This window comes from Streptomyces tagetis (assembly GCF_018069565.1).
Taxonomy (GTDB): Bacteria; Actinomycetota; Actinomycetes; order Streptomycetales; family Streptomycetaceae; genus Streptomyces; species Streptomyces tagetis.
The window spans coordinates 380,097-397,035 of sequence record NZ_JAGPNL010000008.1; the positions used below are offsets into that span (position 1 = coordinate 380,097).

Here is a 16,939-nt window from a genome sequence, read left to right on the forward strand (position 1 = left end):
TGCCCGGTCGTCCGGGTGACGCCGTCGGCGCCGTCGCTGCGGTTCCGGGGTTTGTCTCCCACCGGTCCACGGGCTACCAGCGTATCAGCGCCCGGAGGGCCCGGCTCCCGGGCTCACTCCGCGTACGCTCCGCGCACGCGCCGCCACGGACCCGCGCGGGCTCTGGGGCGTCCAACCGCCGATCACTCGTTCGGTGGACCCGGGTTGCCGAGACCGGGACACAGATCATCTGAGTGCGTCGTATCCTGCTCGGACGTTCGCTGCCGAGCAGGCCGAATACACGGCACCACCCCCCACCCTCGTCCCCACCGGAACAACAAGAGCTCGTCGGCTCGTTGAGCAACAATTGTCGTTTGGGCAGCAGTGTTTGGCTTCCGGGCCGTACGCCTGCTTTGCTTCGCCTTTCAACGACGCATGACATACCCCTTGACCGCACTAGCGACCGCCCCCCTGTGGGGTGACGTGGCCGTTCGACTGGAGTTGCACGTGGCCGGGCGCATCGAAGACTACGCACTCATCGGAGACATGCAGACCGCTGCCCTGGTCTGCCGGGACGGCACAGTCGACTGGCTGTGCCTGCCCCGCTTCGACTCGCATGCCATCTTCGCCGGGCTGCTGGGCACCGAGGAACACGGCTTCTGGCGGCTGGGCCCCGCCTTCGCCGCCGGCTCCCCACCCCCCGCCGCCACCCGGCGCGGCTACCGCGGCGACTCCCTGATCCTGGAATCCGAGTGGGAGACCCCCGACGGCACGGTCCGCGTGACCGATTTCATGCCGCCCCGGGACGGCGCCCCCCAGCTCATCCGGATCGTGGAGGGAGTCTCCGGCCGGGTCCCGATGTGCTCGGAGCTGCGGATGCGCTTCAGCTACGGCCGGGTCGTGCCCTGGGTGCGCAAGCACGAGGGCCGCACCGTGGCCGTCGCCGGCCCCGACTCCGTGTGGTTCGACACGTCCGCCGAGACCTACGGCAAGGACCTCACCACCTACGCGGACTTCACCGTGGAGGCCGGCGAGCGCCTCTCCTTCACCATCTCCTGGGAGCCCTCGCACAAGGAGCCGCCCGCGCTGCCCGAGCCGGAGCAGTCGCTGGAGGCCACCGAGGAGTTCTGGCGCGAGTGGGTCGAGCACTGTACGTACCACGGCCCCTACCGGGAGGCCGTGATCCGCTCGCTGATCACGCTCAAGGCCCTCACCTACGCCCCCACCGGCGGCATCGTCGCCGCGCCGACCACCTCCCTGCCGGAGGACGTCGGCGGCGTCCGCAACTGGGACTACCGCTACACCTGGCTCCGTGACGCGGCCATCACCCTCTCCTCGCTGCTGCGCACCGGCTACCGCGAGGAGGCCCGCGCCTGGCGCGAGTGGCTGCTGCGCGCGGTGGCCGGCGACCCGGAGAACCTCCAGATCATGTACGGCATCGCGGGCGAGCGCGAGCTGGGCGAGGCCGAGCTGGACTGGCTCCCCGGCTACGAGGGCTCCGTCCCCGTCCGCGTCGGCAACGGCGCCGCCCACCAGCTCCAGCTCGACGTCTACGGCGAGGTCACCGAGGCCCTCCACCTGGCCCACATGACCGGCCTCGCCCGCAACGACTACGCCTCGGTGCTCCAGATCAAGCTGATCCGCTACCTGGAGGACCACTGGCAGGAGCCGGACGAGGGCATCTGGGAGGTGCGCGGCCCGCGCCGCCACTTCGTGCACTCCAAGGTGATGGTCTGGGTCGCCGTCGACCGCACCATCAAGCTCATCGAGTCCGGCGAAGCCGAAGGCCCGCTGGAGCGCTGGAAGCGGCTGCGCGACGACGTCCACCGGGACGTCTGCGAGAAGGGCTACGACAAGGAGCGCAACACCTTCACCCAGTCCTACGGCTCCAAGGAGCTGGACGCCTCCCTGCTGCTCATCCCGCAGATGGGCTTCCTGCCGCCGGACGACAAGCGCGTCATCGGCACCATCGAGGCCATCCAGCGCGAGCTGTCCACCTCGGACGGCTTCATCCTGCGCTACCCGACCGACGGCGACGGCGAGGACGTCGGCCTGGACGGCCTCCCCGGCGACGAGGGCGCCTTCCTCGCCTGCTCGTTCTGGATGGCCGACGACCTGGCGATGATCGGCCGCGTCGACGAGGCCCGCAAGCTCTTCGAGCGGCTGCTCGCCCTCCGCAACGACCTCGGCCTGCTCGCCGAGGAGTGGGACCCGCGCCTACAGCGCCAAGTCGGCAACTTCCCGCAAGCCTTCAGCCACGTCCCCCTGATCGACACCGCCCTCCGCCTCACCGCCAGCGGAGCATACGGCGGCTGACCGAAGCAGCGCCGGGGGTGCACCCGGCGCACCGGGCGCCGGGGACCCGGAGCACTCCCCGGCCTCCGACGTGCCCCCCGCGCGTCCCTGGTCGTCGGGGGTGTGGGCGTGTGTGCGGGGGGGGTGCTCCGAGGTAGCGTCCGGGCATGGATTCCCTCCGCGCACCCCGGCCCACGGGCATCACCCTCCGGCGCGCTCTGGAGCTCCCGGCGCTGCGCGGCGGCCTGCCCGAGATCCTCGCCGGAGCCGACCGGCTGGACCGCGTCGTGCGCTGGGTCCACGCCGGTGAGGTGCCCAACATCGCCTCGCTGCTCAAGGGCGGCGAACTGCTGCTGACCACGGGCTACGGGCTCGGCACCCGCCCCGCCGAGCAGCGGGCCTTCGTCCGCACCCTGGCCGAGCGCGGCATCACGGCGCTCGTGGTGGAACTCGGCCCGCGCTTCGCCCGGCTCCCGGCGGCCCTCGTCGACACCGCCCGCTCGGCCGGGCTTCCGCTGGTCCAGTTGCACCGCGAGGTGCCCTTCGTGACCGTCACCGAGGAGATCCACACCGAGATCGTCAACGGCCACTACGCGCTGCTCCAGCGGGCCGAGGAGGTGCACCGGCGCTGTACCGAGGCGCTGCTCGGCGGGGGCGGGGTGCCGCAGGTGCTGACCATCCTCGCCGCCTTCGCCGACAACCCGGTCTTCCTGGAGACCACCGACGGACGGCTGCTGTACGCGGCCGGCGCCGGACCCGAGGGCGCCGATCCGCTCCAGGTCTGGGAGGGGCTGCGCGGCCAGCACAAGGAGGCGGGGCCCCCGGCGGGCTCGGTCCTGGTCGACGTGCCCGGCGGCGGGCCGGGCACCGGGTCGGTGCGCGCCCGGCTGGTGCTGCTGCCGGTGCGGTCCCCGCTGGAGCCGGTGCACCGGATGGCGGCGGAGCGGACGGCGGGCATCCTCGCGGTGGTGCTGATGCAGGCCCGCCAGGAGGAGGAGCTGGCGGCGCGGGGGCGGGGCGACTTCCTCACCGACCTGGCGGAGGGCCGGGTCACCGCCGAGGACGCGCCGGCGCAGGCGCGGGTGCTCGGCTTCAAGCCGGGCTCGGGTCCGCTGCTGCCGGTGGTGATGCGGCTCGGGGACCCGTTCTCCCCGGCCGGGGGCAACTGGGCGGTGCTGGCCCGCGCGGTCGCCGAGGAGCTGGCGTCGGTGGGCGTACCGGTGCTGCTGGGGGTGCGGCCGGTGGAGGGGCGGGTGCCGCTGCTGCTGGGCCTGCGTTCGGACACGGAGCGGGCCACGGTCGCCGACCGGGTGGCGGCGGCGCTGCGGGCGGGTGTGGAGCGGGCCAGGATGCGGCGGCCGGAGTCGCAGCCGCCGGTCGTGGTCGTCGGGGTGCCCGGCGGCTGGGCGGCGGCGTCGGCGGGGCTGCGGCACGCGGCGGAGACGGCGACCGCGGCCCAGGGGCTGGCCGACCTGCCCTGGTACGACGCCCGGCGGCTCGACATCGACCTGTTGCTGTGGCGGCTGCGCGACCATCCGGACCTGGCCGCCTTCGTCGAGCGGGCGATCGGGCCGCTCCAGGAGCACGACCGCCGGTCCCGGCCGCCGCTGCTGCCGACGCTCCAGTCCTATCTGGCGCACGCGGGCCGCAAGGCGGAGACCGCCCGCGAACTCCACCTCAACCGGCAGACGCTCTACAACCGGCTGGCCCGCATCGGCGAGCTGCTCGGCACCGACCTGGACGATCCGCAGACCGTGCTGGCGCTGAGCCTCGCGCTGCGGGCCCGGCGCCACGTGCCCTGACCCCGCGGCGCCTGGGCGTCACAGGAACGGCTGGGGCCGGGTCAGCTCGTCGTAGACGCTGAGGACCTGGGCGACCGTCTCGTCCTCGGTCGGCCAGGTGGCCGCCTGCCGCACGCCCCGGTCCACGAGCGCCCGGCGCCGCCCCGGGTCCGCCAGCAGCCCGGTGACGGTGGCGGCGAGCGCCTCCCCGTCCCCGCGCGGGACGAGGGCGGCGGCGTCGCCGACGATCTCCCAGATGGCCCCGGCGTCGCTGGCGACCAGCGGCACGCGCGCGTGCAGGGCCTCCTGGGCGAGCGGGGCGCGGCCCGCCTCCCGGTGGCTGGGCAGCAGCGCGAGGTCGGCGGCGGCCAGCAGGTCGGGGATGTCGTCGCGCCGGCCGACGAGGGTGACCGGCAGTTCCTCGTCCTCGATCCGCCCTTGCAGCCCGGCGCGGAGCGGTCCCTCCCCGGCGATGACGACCAGCGGTTCCGGGTCGAGGCGGCGCCAGTGGCGGGCGGCGTCAAGCAGGACGTCGTAGCCCCGGTGTTCCTCCAGGGGGCCGGCCGCGAAGAGCAACGGGCGTCCGGTGGCCCCGAGTTCGGCGCGGACCTTGGGCCGCAGCAGGTCGGGGTCGGCCGCGTCGGCGGTGGGCCGGGGGCGGGCGGGGAGGGCGACGGGGCCGAGCCGGGCGTCCCGGGCGCCGGTGTGCCGGGCGCGGTCGACCAGCGCGGAGGTGGCGCCGAGCACCACGGAGGCCGTCCGCGTCACCCGGCGCTCCAGCAGCCGCAGCAGGTGGGCGCGGGCGCCCTCGGCGTGGGCGCGGTCGTGCCAGGTGACGACGAGCGGGGTGCTCCGCCCGCCGAGGGCCAGCACGGTACGGAAGGAGGCGTGCAGTCCGTGGGCGTGCACCAGGTCGGCGCCGGCTCCGGCCGCCCGCAGCGCGGCCAGGGCGCCGGGGTCGGTACTGCGCGGCACGGGGGCGTGGACGGCGCCGGCCCCGGTGAAGTCGTGGTTGCGCTCCGCCTCGACGGGGGCGCACACCGTGACCTTCACGCCCCGTGCGACGAGCCCCGCGGCCAGGGAGCGCACGTGCCCGGCGCTGCCGGCGTTGCCTCCGCCCAGCACCTGCACGACGTGCAGCGGCGACCGGCCGTGCGGGGAGAGGCTGCTGACGGAGGTCACCTGACCGGGGCTCCTGGTTCGCTGTCGAACGGACTCGAAGGGCGTCCAGGGGGCGGGAGCGGAGCGGAAACGCGCGCCGTCTCCTGGTCGTCACTCCGTCAAGGATGCCAGCACGTACGGGTGTTCCGGGAACGACGAACGCTCCCAGCACGCCACCAGCGGGACAACACGACAGCACGGATTCACTCACACGAGTGAACGTGCCCAGGTGCTCACCCGCTCCCCGCACACCGCGGCGGCCACCAGTGCCGCGGCGTGCGCGGCCAGAGACGCCCGGCGGCTCCCGGCGGCGACGGCGACGCCCAGGGCCGCGCCCAGCGCGTGCGCCCCGGTGTCGCCGAGCATCGTACGCCCGGCGGCGTCGCCGGGGAGGACCGCCAGAGCGGCCCCCGCCGCCGCGGAGGCGGCCCGCGCGCCGGGCCCCCCGCGCCACAGTCCCGGCGCGGCGAGCACGAGGACCGTTCCGGCGGCCCGCCCGGGGCGCACGTCGACGAGGTTGACGAAGTGCGCCGCCCCCGCGATCACGACACCCGCCAGGACCCGGTCCACCGGCCGCTCCCGCAGCGCCGCCCCGGCGGCGAGCCCGGCCGCGGAGATCCCGAACAGCTTCACCGCCCCGCTGGTCACCTCACCCGCGCGCAGCGCCGACAGATGGGCGCGGAAGCCGCGCCGCGGGTCCCCGGCCCCCGCCACGTCGTCGTAGGCGCCCAGGGCCCCGGCGGCAAGCACCACGAGACCCGCGGCGGGACCCTCCCCGGCGGCGACCAGGGCCGCCGCGCCGGTCGCGGCGGGCCCGGTGTGGAGGCCGACGGTCCGCCCGGCGAAGTTGGTCCGCTCCCACCTCCGGCGCCCGCCCGGCTCCGTGACACGCAACGCGGCCAGCCCGGCCCGGGTGAGCGCGGCGGCCACCAGCACTCCGGCACCGGCCCGCCCGGCCCGCCCGTACGGCACCGCTACGCGTCCGCCCGCGCGGCGGCGAGCAGTTCCTCGGCGTGCGCCCGCGCCGTCTCGGAGTCCTCCTGCCCGGCGAGCATCCGCGACAGCTCCCGTACGCGCTCCTCGCCCTCCAGGACCTTGACCCCGGACCGGGTCACCGAGCCGTCGTCCGTCTTCTCCACCAGCAACTGCCGGTCCGCGAAGGCCGCCACCTGCGGCAGGTGCGTGACCACCACGACCTGCGCCGTCCGCGCCAGCCGGGCCAGCCGGCGCCCGATCTCCACCGCGGCCTTGCCGCCGACCCCCGCGTCGACCTCGTCGAACAGGTACGTCGGCACCGGGTCCGTGCCCGCGAAGACCACCTCGACGGCGAGCATCACCCGCGACAGCTCACCGCCGGAGGCGCCCTTGGCGATGGGCCGGGGCGGGGCGCCCGGGTGCGGGGCGAGCAGCAGCTCGACCTCGTCGGCACCGGAGGGGCCGTAGGCGACCGCGCGCCCGCCGACCTCGACGCCCTCCGGGTCCTCGGTCTGCCGGACGGCGAAGGAGACGCGCGCGTGCGGCATGGCCAGCGAGGCCAGTTCGGCGGTGACCGCCCCGGCGAACCGCTCGGCGGCCTCCGTACGCGCGTCCGTCAGCGCCTGCGCCAGCCCGCCCAGCTCGGCCCGCAGCGCGTCCCGCTCGGCGGTCAGCTCGCCGATCCGCTCGTCGTCGCCGTCCAGCTCGGTCAGCCGGGCGGCGCTCCGCTCGGCCCACTCCAGCACCGCGGCGACGTCCTCGCCGTACTTGCGGGTGAGCGCGGTGAGCGCGGCCCGGCGCTCCTCGACCGCCGCCAGCCGCAGCGGGTCGACGTCCAGGTCGTCGGCGTACCCCGCGAGTTCCCCGGCCACGTCGCCGAGGAGGATGCCGATCTCGCCGATCCGCTCGGCGAGGGCGGAGAGCGCGGGATCGTGGGCGCGCACCGCGTCCAGGGCGCGCTGCGCGCCGGCCACGAGGGTCGAGGCGTCGACGCCCTCCGGGTCCTCCGGATCGGCGGCGAGCGCCGCGTGGGCGACGGTGGCGGCGGACGCCAGCGCCTCGGCGTGGCCGAGCCGCTCCGCCTCCTCCGCCAGCTCCCGGTCCTCGCCGGGGAGCGGCTCGACGGCGGCGATCTCGTCGAGGCCGTAGCGCAGCAGATCGGCCTCCTGGGCCCGCTCCCGGGCCCGGGTGGTGATCTCCTCCAGCTCGACGGCGACGGCCCGCAGCCGCCGGTACGCCTCGGTGTACCGGGTGAGCGGAGCGGCCACGGCCTCACCGGCGTACCGGTCGAGGGCCTGCCGCTGCCGGGCCGGTTTGAGCAGCCCCTGCTGGTCGGTCTGCCCGTGCACCGCCACCAGTTCGTCGGCGAGTTCGGCGAGCACCCCGACCGGCACCGACCGCCCGCCCAGATGGGCCCGGGACCGGCCCTCGGCGGAGACGGTACGGCTGATCAGCAGCGCCCCGTCGTCCAGCTCGGCCCCGGCCTCCTCGGCCCGCACCGCCGCCGAGGCGTCCCGGGGCACGGCGATCCGCCCCTCGACGACCGCGTTCTTCGCCCCGATCCGCACCAGCGCCGGGTCCGCGCGTCCGCCGAGCAGCAGCCCCAGGCTGGTGACCACCATGGTCTTGCCCGCACCGGTCTCACCCGTGACGGCGGTGAACCCCGGCGACAGCTCCACGACAGCGTCGTCGATGACTCCCAGTGACCGTATCCGCATCTCCTCCAGCACGTCCCAGACCATACGAGGTTTTCCCCGCGCCGCGCGAAGCGGCCCACCCCCGCGGGGCGTCACCCCCCGTCGTGGTCCGGGACCCGGCCGCCTACTGCGGCGCCCCGCGCCACCCGGAGACCGGCAGCGCGAACTTGGCCACCAGCCGGTCGGTGAAGGAGGCGTGGTGCAGCCGCGCCAGCCGTACCGGCACCGCGCCGCGCCGCACCTCGACCCGCGCGCCCGGCGGCAGTTCGACCGTGCGCCGCCCGTCGCACCAGAGCACGCCCGGCGGCACGTGCGGCAGCACCTCCACGGCCAGCACCGAGTCCGGCGAGGTCACCAGCGGCTTGGCGAACAGGGCGTGCGCGCTGATCGGCACCATCAGCAGCGCCTCCACCTCGGGCCACACCACCGGCCCGCCCGCGGAGAAGGCGTACGCCGTGGAGCCGGTGGGCGTCGACAGGACGATGCCGTCGCAGCCGAACCCGGTCACGGGCCGCCCGTCGATCTCCAGTACGACCTCCAGCATCCGCTCGGCGGACACCTTCTGCACGGCCGCCTCGTTGAGCGCCCAGTCGGTGTGCACGATGTCGCCGTTGCGGTGCACGACGACGTCGACGGTCATCCGCTCCTCGACGTCGTAGGCCCGCTTCACCACCCGGTCGACGACCTTGTCGAGGTCGTCGCGTTCGGCCTCGGCGAGGAAGCCGACCCGGCCGAGGTTGACGCCGAGCATCGGCACGCCGGAGGCGCGGGCGAACTCGGCGCCGCGCAGCAGCGTCCCGTCACCGCCCAGCACGATCAGCAGCTCACAGCCGTCCAGGCACTGGGGCGTGGCCTCCCGGACCAGCTCCACCTCTTCGGGCAGCGGCAGGTCGCGGGCCTCGGCCTCCAGGACGCGCACGCCGAGCCCGGCGAGCAGCAGCCCCTTGACCACGAGTTCCGCGCTGCGCACGGCAGCCGGGCGCCCGGTGTGGGCGAGCAGGAAAACAGTACGAGCTGGATTCGGTCTCAACGCGGCCCCTCCGCCACTGCACGGTCGACGTCGGCCGGGTCCAGCGCGTCTGCCCCGGCCCGCAGCCACAGAAAGTACTCGACGTTCCCGGAGGGCCCCGGCAACGGACTGGCGGTGACCCCCTTCACCCCGAGCCCCAGGTCCGCGGCCCGGCGGGCGACCCCGCACACGGCCTCGGCCCGCAACTGCGCGCTGCGCACCACTCCCCCGCTGCCGAGGCGTTCCTTGCCCACCTCGAACTGCGGTTTCACCATCATCACCAGGTCGGCGTCCGGTCGCGTGCACCGCACCAGGGCGGGCAGCACCAGTCCGAGCGGGATGAAGGACAGATCCCCCACCACCAGGTCCACAGGCTCCCCATCGATCGCCTCGGTCGTCAACTCACGTACGTTCGTACGGTCCTTGACGGTGACGCGTTCATCCTGCCGCAGAGACCAGGCGAGTTGTCCGTATCCGACGTCCACGGCGACGACGTGGGCGGCGCCCGCGCGCAGCAGGACGTCGGTGAAGCCACCCGTGGAGGCGCCGGCGTCGAGCGCGCGCCGGCCCTCGACGACCAGGCCGAGCGGCTGGAAGACGGCGAGGGCGCCGGCCAGCTTGTGGCCGCCGCGCGAGACGTAGTCGGGGTCGCCGTCGTCGGCGGTGACGACGATGGCCGCGGCGGTCTCCACCTGCGTGGCGGACTTGGTCGCGACGGTCTTGCCGACGGCGACCCGGCCCTCGGCGATCAGCCGGCCGGCGTGCTCGCGCGAGCGCGCGAGGTTGCGGCGGACCAGTTCCGCGTCGAGACGGCGGCGTGCGACTCCTGCCACGTTCGGTTCAGCTCCCTTGTGCGTACGGCGGTCCCGGCGCGGGCCCGGCGGGACCCGGTCGGGGGGTGGTGGTCGGTCGGGGCGCGGGAGCCTGCGGGCCCGGACGGGTGTCGAGCGCGGCGAGCGCCTCGCGCAGGCCCCGGTGCACATCCTCGTACACCTCGACGTGTCCCTCGGTGGCGAGGTGGTCGACGTCGGCCAGCCGCCGCAGCCGGTCGTCCACCGCGGCATGGCCGGTGGGGGTACGCGTCACGTCCAGCGGGGCGGGGGCGGCGGGCTCCCACCCGGGCCGCTGCCCGCCCGTGCGGTCCGTGCGGTCCGTGCCGCCGGTGCCGTCCGTCCCGCTCCTGCCGTCCGTCCCGCTCCTGCCGTCCGTCCCGCTCCTGCCGTCCGTCCCGCTCGTGCCGTCCGTCGCGGGGGGCCGGCCGGGCGGGTCCTCGGGGGTCCGCGGCTCGGCGGCTGCGTCGCTCATGCCCCGACGCTACCGCGAACCGCTGGGGTACCGTCGTGCGCGATGGCCACAATCGAGGAGTGCCGCGCCGCGCTGGAGCGGCTCGCTGGGAACATGGGCGGCGCCGACGGCGCCGTGCGGGCCGCCGCCGGACCGGCCCGCACGGTGAGCTGCCACATCACCGACCTGGACGTCACCTTCGCGGGCCGGATGGCGGACGGCCGGATCGAGGTGCGCGAGACCCTGCCGGGGCCGCCGCGCGAGCGGGCGCGCATCCGGCTGGCGATGACCGGCGACGACCTGGTCGCGCTGGTCGACGGCGCGTTGCCGTTCGCCCGCGCCTGGGGCTCGGGCCGGGTGCGGCTGGAGGCGGGGCTGCGCGATCTGCTCCGGCTCAGGAAGCTTCTGTAGCGCCGGCCCCGTGGGCGACGCGCGTCCTGCGGGCCGCCGGGACCACCAGCGGCGTCCCCGTCTCCGGATCGTCGATGACCTGGCAGCGCAGCCCGAAGACCTCCTCGACCAGCGCGGCCGTGACGATGTCGCGGGGTGCGCCCTCGGCGACGACCCGCCCGTCCCTGAGGGCGATCAGGTGGGTGGCGTAGCGGGCGGCGTGGTTGAGGTCGTGCAGGACGGCGACGAGGGTGCGGCCCTGTTCCTCGTGGAGTTCGGCGCACAGGTCGAGCACGTCGATCTGGTGCTGGATGTCCAGGTAGGTCGTCGGCTCGTCGAGGAGGAGCAGCGGGGTCTGCTGGGCGAGGGCCATGGCGATCCACACCCGCTGGCGCTGCCCGCCGGAGAGTTCGTCGACGTGGCGGTCGGCGAGTTCGCCGATGCGGGTACGGGCCATCGACTCCTGGACAACCCGCTCGTCCTCGGTGGACCACTGGCGCAGCAGCCCCTGGTGCGGGTAACGGCCGCGGGCGACGAGGTCGGCGACGGTGATGCCGTCGGGCGCGATGGAGGACTGGGGCAGCAGGCCGAGGGTGCGGGCGACCTGCTTGGCCGGCAGCGACTGGATGACCTGCCCGTCGAGCAGCACCCGGCCCTCGCTGGGCCGCAGCATCCGCGACAGCGCCCGCAGCAGCGTGGACTTGCCGCACGCGTTCGGGCCGACGATCACGGTGAAGGAGTGGTCCGGTATCGCCACCGACAAATGCTCGGCGATGACGCGCTGGTCGTAGGCGAGGGTGACGCCCTCGGCGGAGAGACGGTCCACGGTGCTCCTTCGGTTGTTCGGTCCGCCCCGGGCGGTGCCGGCGCTCATATGCGGCCCGCCCGGCGTCCGGTGACCAGCAGCCACAGCAGGCAGGCGCCGCCGAGGACGCCGGTGACGACACCGGCGGGCAGCCGCTCGGCGCCGAAGGCGCGCTGCGAGATCCGGTCGGCGGTGACGAGCGGGGCCGCGCCCCTGCACGGGGACGGCAGCAGGTTGGGGCCGGGGGCGCGGGTCAGGCACCGGGCGGGCCGCGGCGCGGTCGGCGCCGCGAAGGAGACCGGGCCCGCGGCGGGGGACCCGGTCGGCACCACGGCGGCGACCATCGGCAGCACGGCGGCGACGGGGAGCCCGGCGGCACGCAGCGCCCGGCGGCCGGGCGGCACGGGGACGGCCCTCGCACGCCCTTCGGGAGCGGGGCCGGCCTTCGCACGCCCTTCGGGAGCAGTGTCGACCAACACCCGGTTAGGCTAACCTAACCTCCTCTCCGGCCCGCCGTGCTCCCCGGGGCTCCCGTGCTCCTCACCACCCCAGCCGGGCCAGCGCCTTCCCCGGATCGAGCGCGCACCCCCGCTCGCCGCCGGCCGTCCACGCCGCGGCGCACAGCGCCCGCAGCCCGTCCGGCACCGCGCCGTCGCCCTCCAGCTCCAGCCGCTCGGCGCCCGCCCGCGCCGTCCAGCCACCGCAGCGGAAACCGCCCTCCGCGTCCCCGGCGACCTCCGGCTGCCCGGTGAGCAGCCCGCGCAGATCGGCGTCGACGTAGGTCGGCCGGTGCTCGGGCGGCGCCGCCAGGAGCTGCGCCCCGTCGGTGACGCCGGTGAGGACCAGCAGCGAGTCGACGTCGCCGTTGAAGGCGCCCTCGATGTCGGTGTCCAGCCGGTCGCCGACGACCAGGGGCCGCCGGGCACCGGTCCGCAGGATCGTCTCCCGGTGCATCGGCGGCAGCGGCTTGCCCGCCACCTTCGGGTCGGCGCCGGTGGCGATCCGCACGACCTGCACCGCCGCGCCGTTGCCGGGGGCGATGCCCCGGGCCCCGGGGATCGTCAGGTCGGTGTTGGAGGCGTACCAGGGCACCCCGCGGGCGATGGCGTAGCACGCCTCGGCGAAACGGCCCCACGGCAGCTCCGGACCACCGTAGCCCTGGGCGACCGCGGCCGGGTCGTCGTCGGCCGACTCGACCGGTTCCAGGCCCCGCTCGCGCAGCGCGACCCGCAGCCCCTCGCCGCCGATCACCAGCACCCGGGCGCCGCCGGGCAGCTCGTCGGCGATCAGCCGGGCCACCGCCTGCGCCGAGGTGATCACCTCGTCCGCGCCGGTCGGTATGCCCAGCTCGGTCAGGTGCCCGGCCACCGCGTCCGGCGTGCGCAGCGCGTTGTTGGTGACGTACGCGAGCCGCATGCCGCCCGCGCGCGCCACGGCGAGCGAGTCGACCGCGTGCGCGATGGCGTGCCCCCCGGCGTACACCACACCGTCCAGGTCGAGCAGAGCCGTGTCGTACGCCTCGCTCAGGGCCCGCCCGCTGCCCCGGGGACTCGTCCTGACGCTGCGGCCCATGATGCATCGCTCCTCGTTCGACGGCTTTCCCCCGATCATCCCCCATGCCCGGGGCACACGTACGATGCCGGGATGGACATCGCAGGTCACCCGGAAGCAACGACGCCCCGGGGCCTGGAACTCACCCCGTTCCGTGGCCTCCGCTATGACCCCGACCGGGTCGGCAGCCTGGCCGCCGTGACCTCCCCGCCGTACGACGTCGTGGTCCGCCCGGACGGGCTGCTGCACCTGGAGTCGGCCGACCCGCACAACATCGTCCGCCTGATCCTGCCCCAGGCCGCCACCCCCGAGGCCCGCAACGCGCAGGCCGCCGCCACCCTCAAGCGGTGGCGCTCCGAGGGCGTCCTGCGCCCGGACCCCGAACCGGCCCTCTACGTCTACGAACAGCGCGACGGCGAGGGCCTGCTGCAACGCGGCGTCATCGGCGCCCTGCGCGTTTCGGACCCGGCCGAGCAGATCGTCCTGCCCCACGAGGACGTCATGCCGCACGTCGTCGCCGACCGCGCCGCGCTGATGCGGGCCACCTCGGCCAACCTGGAGCCGCTCCTGCTCACCTACCGGGGCGACGACACCACGGCGGGCACGACCGGCATCGTCGAACGCGCCGCCGCCCGGCCGCCGTTGCTGTCCACGGTCACGGAGGACGGCTACGCCCACCGCCTGTGGTCGGTCACCGACCCCGCCGAAACGGCCCTCGTACGACGGGAACTGGCCGGGCACCAGGCGCTCATCGCCGACGGACACCACCGCTGGGCGACCTACCGCAGGCTGCGCGCCGAGCACCCCTCGCCCAGCGCCTGGGACGACGGCCTGGTGCTCCTGGTCGACACGGCCCGGCATCCGCTGCGGGTGCGGGCCATCCACCGGCTGCTGCACGGGCTGGCGGTGCCGGACGCGCTGACCGCCCTGAAGGGCCGGTTCCGTGTCCGCCGCCTCGACGCCCCGCTCCCCCGGGCCATGGCCGCCCTCGGGGAGGCGGCGGAGGCGGGCAACGCCTTCCTCCTCGCCGGGGACGGCGCCTTCCACCTCGTCGACCGGCCGGAGCCGGAGCTGCTGGAGCGCACGGTGCCGGACGACCGGCCCGCGGCCTGGCGCACCCTGGACGCCACGGTGCTGCACGCCACGCTCCTGGCCCACGTCTGGCACGTCCCGGACGACTCCGCCGCCCACGTCTCCTACATCCACGACACCGCGGCCACGGTGGAGAAGGCGGAGCGCGACGGCGGCACGGCCGTGCTCATGCACCCGGTCCGCGAGGAGGTCGTCCGCGAACTGGCCCGGCAGGGCGTCACGATGCCCCGCAAGTCCACGTCGTTCGGCCCGAAACCGGCCTCGGGGCTGGTGCTGCGCGCGCTGGACCTGTGAACCGCCTCCACGGCAAAAAAAGGGGGGCGGAGCCTGGTCGGCTCCGCCCCCCTTCACCTTCTCACCTTCCGCGGGTCCTCCGTGGGGAGGCGACCGGGGTCAGTCCCGCTCGCCGTCCCGGCCGGTCTCCCGGTCACGCTCCTCGTCGCGCTCGGCGCGCTCGTCGCGTTCTTCGGTCACGGCGCGCTCTTCGGGCTTCCCGGGCTCCTCGGGCTCGTCGGGCTCGTCGTCGGCCTGCTCGTCGAGGTCCGCCTGCTCGTCGAGGGCGTCCACGAAGTCGACACCGTCCAGCACGGCGAGCCGGTCGGAGGCGTCGGTGCTGCCGTCCCGGTCGGACTCGACGGCCTTGGCGAACCACTCACGGGCCTCGTCCTCCCGGCCGGCGGCCAGCAGCGCGTCGGCGTAGGCGTACCGCAGCCGCGCGGTCCAGGGCTGCGCGGACTGGGAGGCCAGCTCGGGGCTCTGGAGGGTCACGATGGCCGCGTCGAGCTGGCCCATGTCACGCCGGGCGCCGGCGGCGACGAGCCGCATCTCGACCTGCCCGGCCTTGTCCAGCTTCTGCACCTCGGGGGCGCCCGCCATGTCCAGCGCCTTCTCCGGCCGGCCGAGACCGCGCTCGCAGTCGGCCATGACCGGCCACAGCTCCGCCGACCCGGTCATCCGCCGGGCGGCCCGGAACTCCGCCAGGGCCTCGCTGTACTTCTCGGTGGCGTACGCGGCGAAACCGGCGGCCTCGCGCACGGCGGCGACACGGGAGGCCAGCCGCAGGGCCACCTTGGAGTAGCCGTAGGCGCCCTCGGGGTCCTCGTCGAGGAGCCGGGCGACCATCACCAGGTTCCGGGCGACGTCCTCCGCGAGCGTCTTGGGCAGACTCTGGAGCTCCTGCCGTACGTCCTTGTCGATCTCCTCGCCGGTGACCTCCTCGGGGATCGGCAGCCGCTTGATCGGCTCCCGGTCACGGTCACGCTCGCGCTCCTCACGGAAGCGTCCGCCGCCGTGCCGGTCGTCCCGGCCGTGGAAGCCGCCGGGCCGCCCACCGCGGTCGTCCCGGCGGGGCCCACGCCCACCACGGTCGTCGCGCCCACGGAAGCCGCCCCGGTCGCCCCGGTGGTCGTCACGCCGCCCGAAGCCACCGCGCTCGTCACGTCCCCGGTCGTCACGGCGGTCACCGCGGTGATCGTCACGCCGGTCGTCACGGCCACGGAAGCCACCCCGGTCACCGCGATCGCCGCGGTGGTCGTCGCGGCGGAACGCGGGACGGTCTCCACGCTCACCGCGGTCGTCCCTGCGGTCGTCGCGCCGGTCGTCACGGCGGAAGGGGGGGCGGTCGTCGCGGCGGAACGCGGGGCGGTCGCCCCGGTCACCACGGTCGTCCCGACGGAACGGGGGACGGTCGTCACGCCGGTCATCACGCCGGTCATCACGGCGGTCATCACGGCGGAACGCGGGCCGCTCGCCCCGGTCGCGGTCGTCGCGCCGGAAGGGCGGCCGGTCGTCCCGGCGCGGACCCCGGTCACGGTCCCGGTCCCGGTCGTCACGCCGGAAGGGCGGCCGGTCATCGCGGCGCGGACCCCGGTCACGATCGCGGTCGTCCCGACGCACGTATCCACCACCGCGGTTGTCGCCACCCCGGTGGTCGTCGCGGCGGAACGCGGGACGGTCTCCACGCTCGCCGCGGTCGTCCCTGCGGTCGTCGCGCCGGTCGTCGCGGCGGAAGGGCGGGCGGTCGTCGCGGCGGAACGCGGGACGGTCGCCCCGGTCACCACGGTCGTCCCGACGGAACGGGGGACGGTCGTCACGCCGGTCATCACGCCGGTCGTCCCGCCGGTCATCGCGCCGGAACGCGGGCCGCTCGCCCCGGTCACGGTCATCCCGCCGGAAGGGCGGCCGGTCGTCCCGACGCGGACCCCGGTCACGGTCCCGGTCGTCCCGACGCACGTACCCGCCACCGCGGCTGTCACTACCCCGGTTGTCACTGCCCCGGCTGTCACCCCCGCGGTTGTCGTCACGGCGGAAGCCGCCCCGCTCGCCGCGGTTGTCGTCACGCCGGCCGTAGCTACGACGGTCGTTGTCCCGGCGGTCGTTGTCGCGGCGGAAGCCGCCACGGTCACCGCGGTCACCACTGTCCCGTCGCCGCTGATCGCGCTCCGGTCGGTCATCGGGAGAGTTGGTGGACATCGGTGACTCCTGTCTTCGGTACCGCATTCATTCTCGCGCGTCGGGTACCCGACGCGCCCTGGAAAAACGAAAGGACCCCTGGTCCCCAGCATGAACGCTGGGGACCAGGGGTCCTTCCCAAAGATTGTTCGGCGGCGTCCTACTCTCCCACAGGGTCCCCCCTGCAGTACCATCGGCGCTGTAGAGCTTAGCTTCCGGGTTCGGAATGTAACCGGGCGTTTCCCCTACGCTATAACCACCGAAACCCTAATGGTTTCGAGCGAACAAGCACACTCTTCAATTGTGTGTTCTGCTCAAAGCCGGCAACGGTCGTTGCCTCAGAACTAACACAGTGGACGCGAGCAACTGAGGACAAGCCCTCGGCCTATTAGTACCAGTCAACTCCACACCTTACGGTGCTTCCATATCTGGCCTATCAACCCAGTCGTCTACTGGGAGCCTTACCCCA

The 16,939-nt window shown here is 75.0% G+C and carries 14 protein-coding genes, 2 rRNA genes and 1 pseudogene; 5 read left to right on the plus strand and 12 right to left on the minus strand.

From position 1 onward, the window contains the following. The first annotated feature begins 486 nt into the window (after positions 1-486). Both J5Y05_RS26100 and J5Y05_RS26105 read left to right on the plus strand, forming a co-directional pair. On the plus strand, positions 487-2,295 hold the full coding sequence (locus tag J5Y05_RS26100; RefSeq protein ID WP_210875551.1) for a glycoside hydrolase family 15 protein: 1,809 nt from the start codon (positions 487-489) through the stop codon (positions 2,293-2,295). Between the two features lie 146 nt (positions 2,296-2,441). Further along, positions 2,442-4,076 (plus strand): PucR family transcriptional regulator, encoded by a 1,635-nt coding sequence (locus J5Y05_RS26105; protein WP_210875520.1) that lies wholly within the window; start codon positions 2,442-2,444, stop codon positions 4,074-4,076. Between the two features lie 18 nt (positions 4,077-4,094). Here J5Y05_RS26105 and J5Y05_RS26110 read toward each other — a convergent pair whose 3' ends face one another. The 6 genes from J5Y05_RS26110 to J5Y05_RS32035 all read right to left on the minus strand — a co-directional run bounded on the left by J5Y05_RS26110 (position 4,095) and on the right by J5Y05_RS32035 (position 10,202). Next, positions 4,095-5,237, minus strand: a complete 1,143-nt coding sequence (locus tag J5Y05_RS26110) for a glycosyltransferase family 4 protein (protein ID WP_210875521.1) — start codon at positions 5,235-5,237, stop codon at positions 4,095-4,097. 186 nt (positions 5,238-5,423) lie between these two features. Continuing rightward, a complete protein-coding gene (locus tag J5Y05_RS26115; protein ID WP_210875522.1) occupies positions 5,424-6,188 on the minus strand; it encodes a hypothetical protein in 765 nt (254 codons plus the stop codon). Between the two features lie 2 nt (positions 6,189-6,190). Further along, positions 6,191-7,933 (minus strand): DNA repair protein RecN, encoded by a 1,743-nt coding sequence (gene recN, locus J5Y05_RS26120; protein ID WP_210875523.1) that lies wholly within the window; start codon positions 7,931-7,933, stop codon positions 6,191-6,193. Positions 7,934-8,012: 79 nt separating this feature from the next. Next, positions 8,013-8,918 carry an NAD kinase gene (locus tag J5Y05_RS26125; protein ID WP_030417964.1) on the minus strand — a complete coding sequence of 302 codons (906 nt, stop codon included), beginning with the start codon at positions 8,916-8,918 and terminating at the stop codon, positions 8,013-8,015. Then, positions 8,915-9,730, minus strand: coding sequence for a TlyA family RNA methyltransferase (locus tag J5Y05_RS26130; RefSeq protein ID WP_210875524.1), 816 nt, complete (start codon positions 9,728-9,730; stop codon positions 8,915-8,917). The genes J5Y05_RS26125 and J5Y05_RS26130 overlap by 4 nt, the downstream gene beginning before the upstream one ends. A 7-nt stretch (positions 9,731-9,737) precedes the next feature. Further along, positions 9,738-10,202 (minus strand): hypothetical protein, encoded by a 465-nt coding sequence (locus J5Y05_RS32035; RefSeq protein WP_247615294.1) that lies wholly within the window; start codon positions 10,200-10,202, stop codon positions 9,738-9,740. Between the two features lie 42 nt (positions 10,203-10,244). Here J5Y05_RS32035 and J5Y05_RS26140 point away from each other — a divergent pair, with 42 nt between their 5' ends. Continuing rightward, on the plus strand, positions 10,245-10,592 hold the full coding sequence (locus J5Y05_RS26140; protein ID WP_210875525.1) for a sterol-binding protein: 348 nt from the start codon (positions 10,245-10,247) through the stop codon (positions 10,590-10,592). Here the strand turns inward: J5Y05_RS26140 and J5Y05_RS26145 are convergent. From J5Y05_RS26145 to J5Y05_RS26155, 3 genes and pseudogenes are all read right to left on the minus strand, one after another. Then, entirely contained in the window at positions 10,576-11,445 is an 870-nt protein-coding gene (locus tag J5Y05_RS26145; RefSeq protein WP_210875526.1) for an ABC transporter ATP-binding protein, read from the minus strand. The genes J5Y05_RS26140 and J5Y05_RS26145 overlap by 17 nt on opposite strands. Further along, a pseudogene (locus J5Y05_RS26150) lies at positions 11,442-11,729 on the minus strand (iron chelate uptake ABC transporter family permease subunit); the annotation flags it as partial. The pseudogene J5Y05_RS26150 and the gene J5Y05_RS26145, both read right to left, overlap by 4 nt. Before the next feature lie 187 nt (positions 11,730-11,916). After that, positions 11,917-12,948, minus strand: coding sequence for an HAD hydrolase-like protein (locus J5Y05_RS26155; protein ID WP_210875527.1), 1,032 nt, complete (start codon positions 12,946-12,948; stop codon positions 11,917-11,919). Positions 12,949-13,020: 72 nt separating this feature from the next. Between J5Y05_RS26155 and J5Y05_RS26160 the strand changes: the two genes are divergently transcribed. Beyond that, complete coding sequence (locus J5Y05_RS26160) at positions 13,021-14,313, plus strand: DUF1015 family protein (protein WP_210875528.1); 1,293 nt, start codon at positions 13,021-13,023, stop codon at positions 14,311-14,313. Positions 14,314-14,412: 99 nt separating this feature from the next. On the opposite strand, the gene J5Y05_RS26165 is transcribed toward J5Y05_RS26160, so the two are convergent. Next, complete coding sequence (locus J5Y05_RS26165; protein WP_210875553.1) at positions 14,413-15,249, minus strand: tetratricopeptide repeat protein; 837 nt, start codon at positions 15,247-15,249, stop codon at positions 14,413-14,415. Between the two features lie 60 nt (positions 15,250-15,309). Here J5Y05_RS26165 and J5Y05_RS32330 point away from each other — a divergent pair, with 60 nt between their 5' ends. Next, positions 15,310-16,497 (plus strand): hypothetical protein, encoded by a 1,188-nt coding sequence (locus tag J5Y05_RS32330; protein WP_210875554.1) that lies wholly within the window; start codon positions 15,310-15,312, stop codon positions 16,495-16,497. Between the two features lie 120 nt (positions 16,498-16,617). Here the strand turns inward: J5Y05_RS32330 and rrf are convergent. Next, positions 16,618-16,734: ribosomal RNA gene (gene rrf / locus J5Y05_RS26175) — 5S ribosomal RNA — on the minus strand. Between the two features lie 104 nt (positions 16,735-16,838). Further along, positions 16,839-16,939 (minus strand): 23S ribosomal RNA (locus J5Y05_RS26180); the annotation flags it as partial.

Bases quoted from the DNA above. Each gene is read 5' to 3' on its own strand.
- J5Y05_RS26105 (WP_210875520.1), top strand. From the start codon at position 2,442: ATGGATTCCCTCCGCGCACCCCGGCCCACGGGCATCACCCTCCGGCGC.
- recN (WP_210875523.1), bottom strand. From the start codon at position 7,933: ATGGTCTGGGACGTGCTGGAGGAGATGCGGATACGGTCACTGGGAGTC.
- J5Y05_RS32035 (WP_247615294.1), bottom strand. From the start codon at position 10,202: ATGAGCGACGCAGCCGCCGAGCCGCGGACCCCCGAGGACCCGCCCGGC.
- J5Y05_RS26140 (WP_210875525.1), top strand. From the start codon at position 10,245: ATGGCCACAATCGAGGAGTGCCGCGCCGCGCTGGAGCGGCTCGCTGGG.
- J5Y05_RS26145 (WP_210875526.1), bottom strand. From the start codon at position 11,445: ATGAGCGCCGGCACCGCCCGGGGCGGACCGAACAACCGAAGGAGCACC.
- J5Y05_RS26155 (WP_210875527.1), bottom strand. From the start codon at position 12,948: ATGGGCCGCAGCGTCAGGACGAGTCCCCGGGGCAGCGGGCGGGCCCTG.
- J5Y05_RS26160 (WP_210875528.1), top strand. From the start codon at position 13,021: ATGGACATCGCAGGTCACCCGGAAGCAACGACGCCCCGGGGCCTGGAA.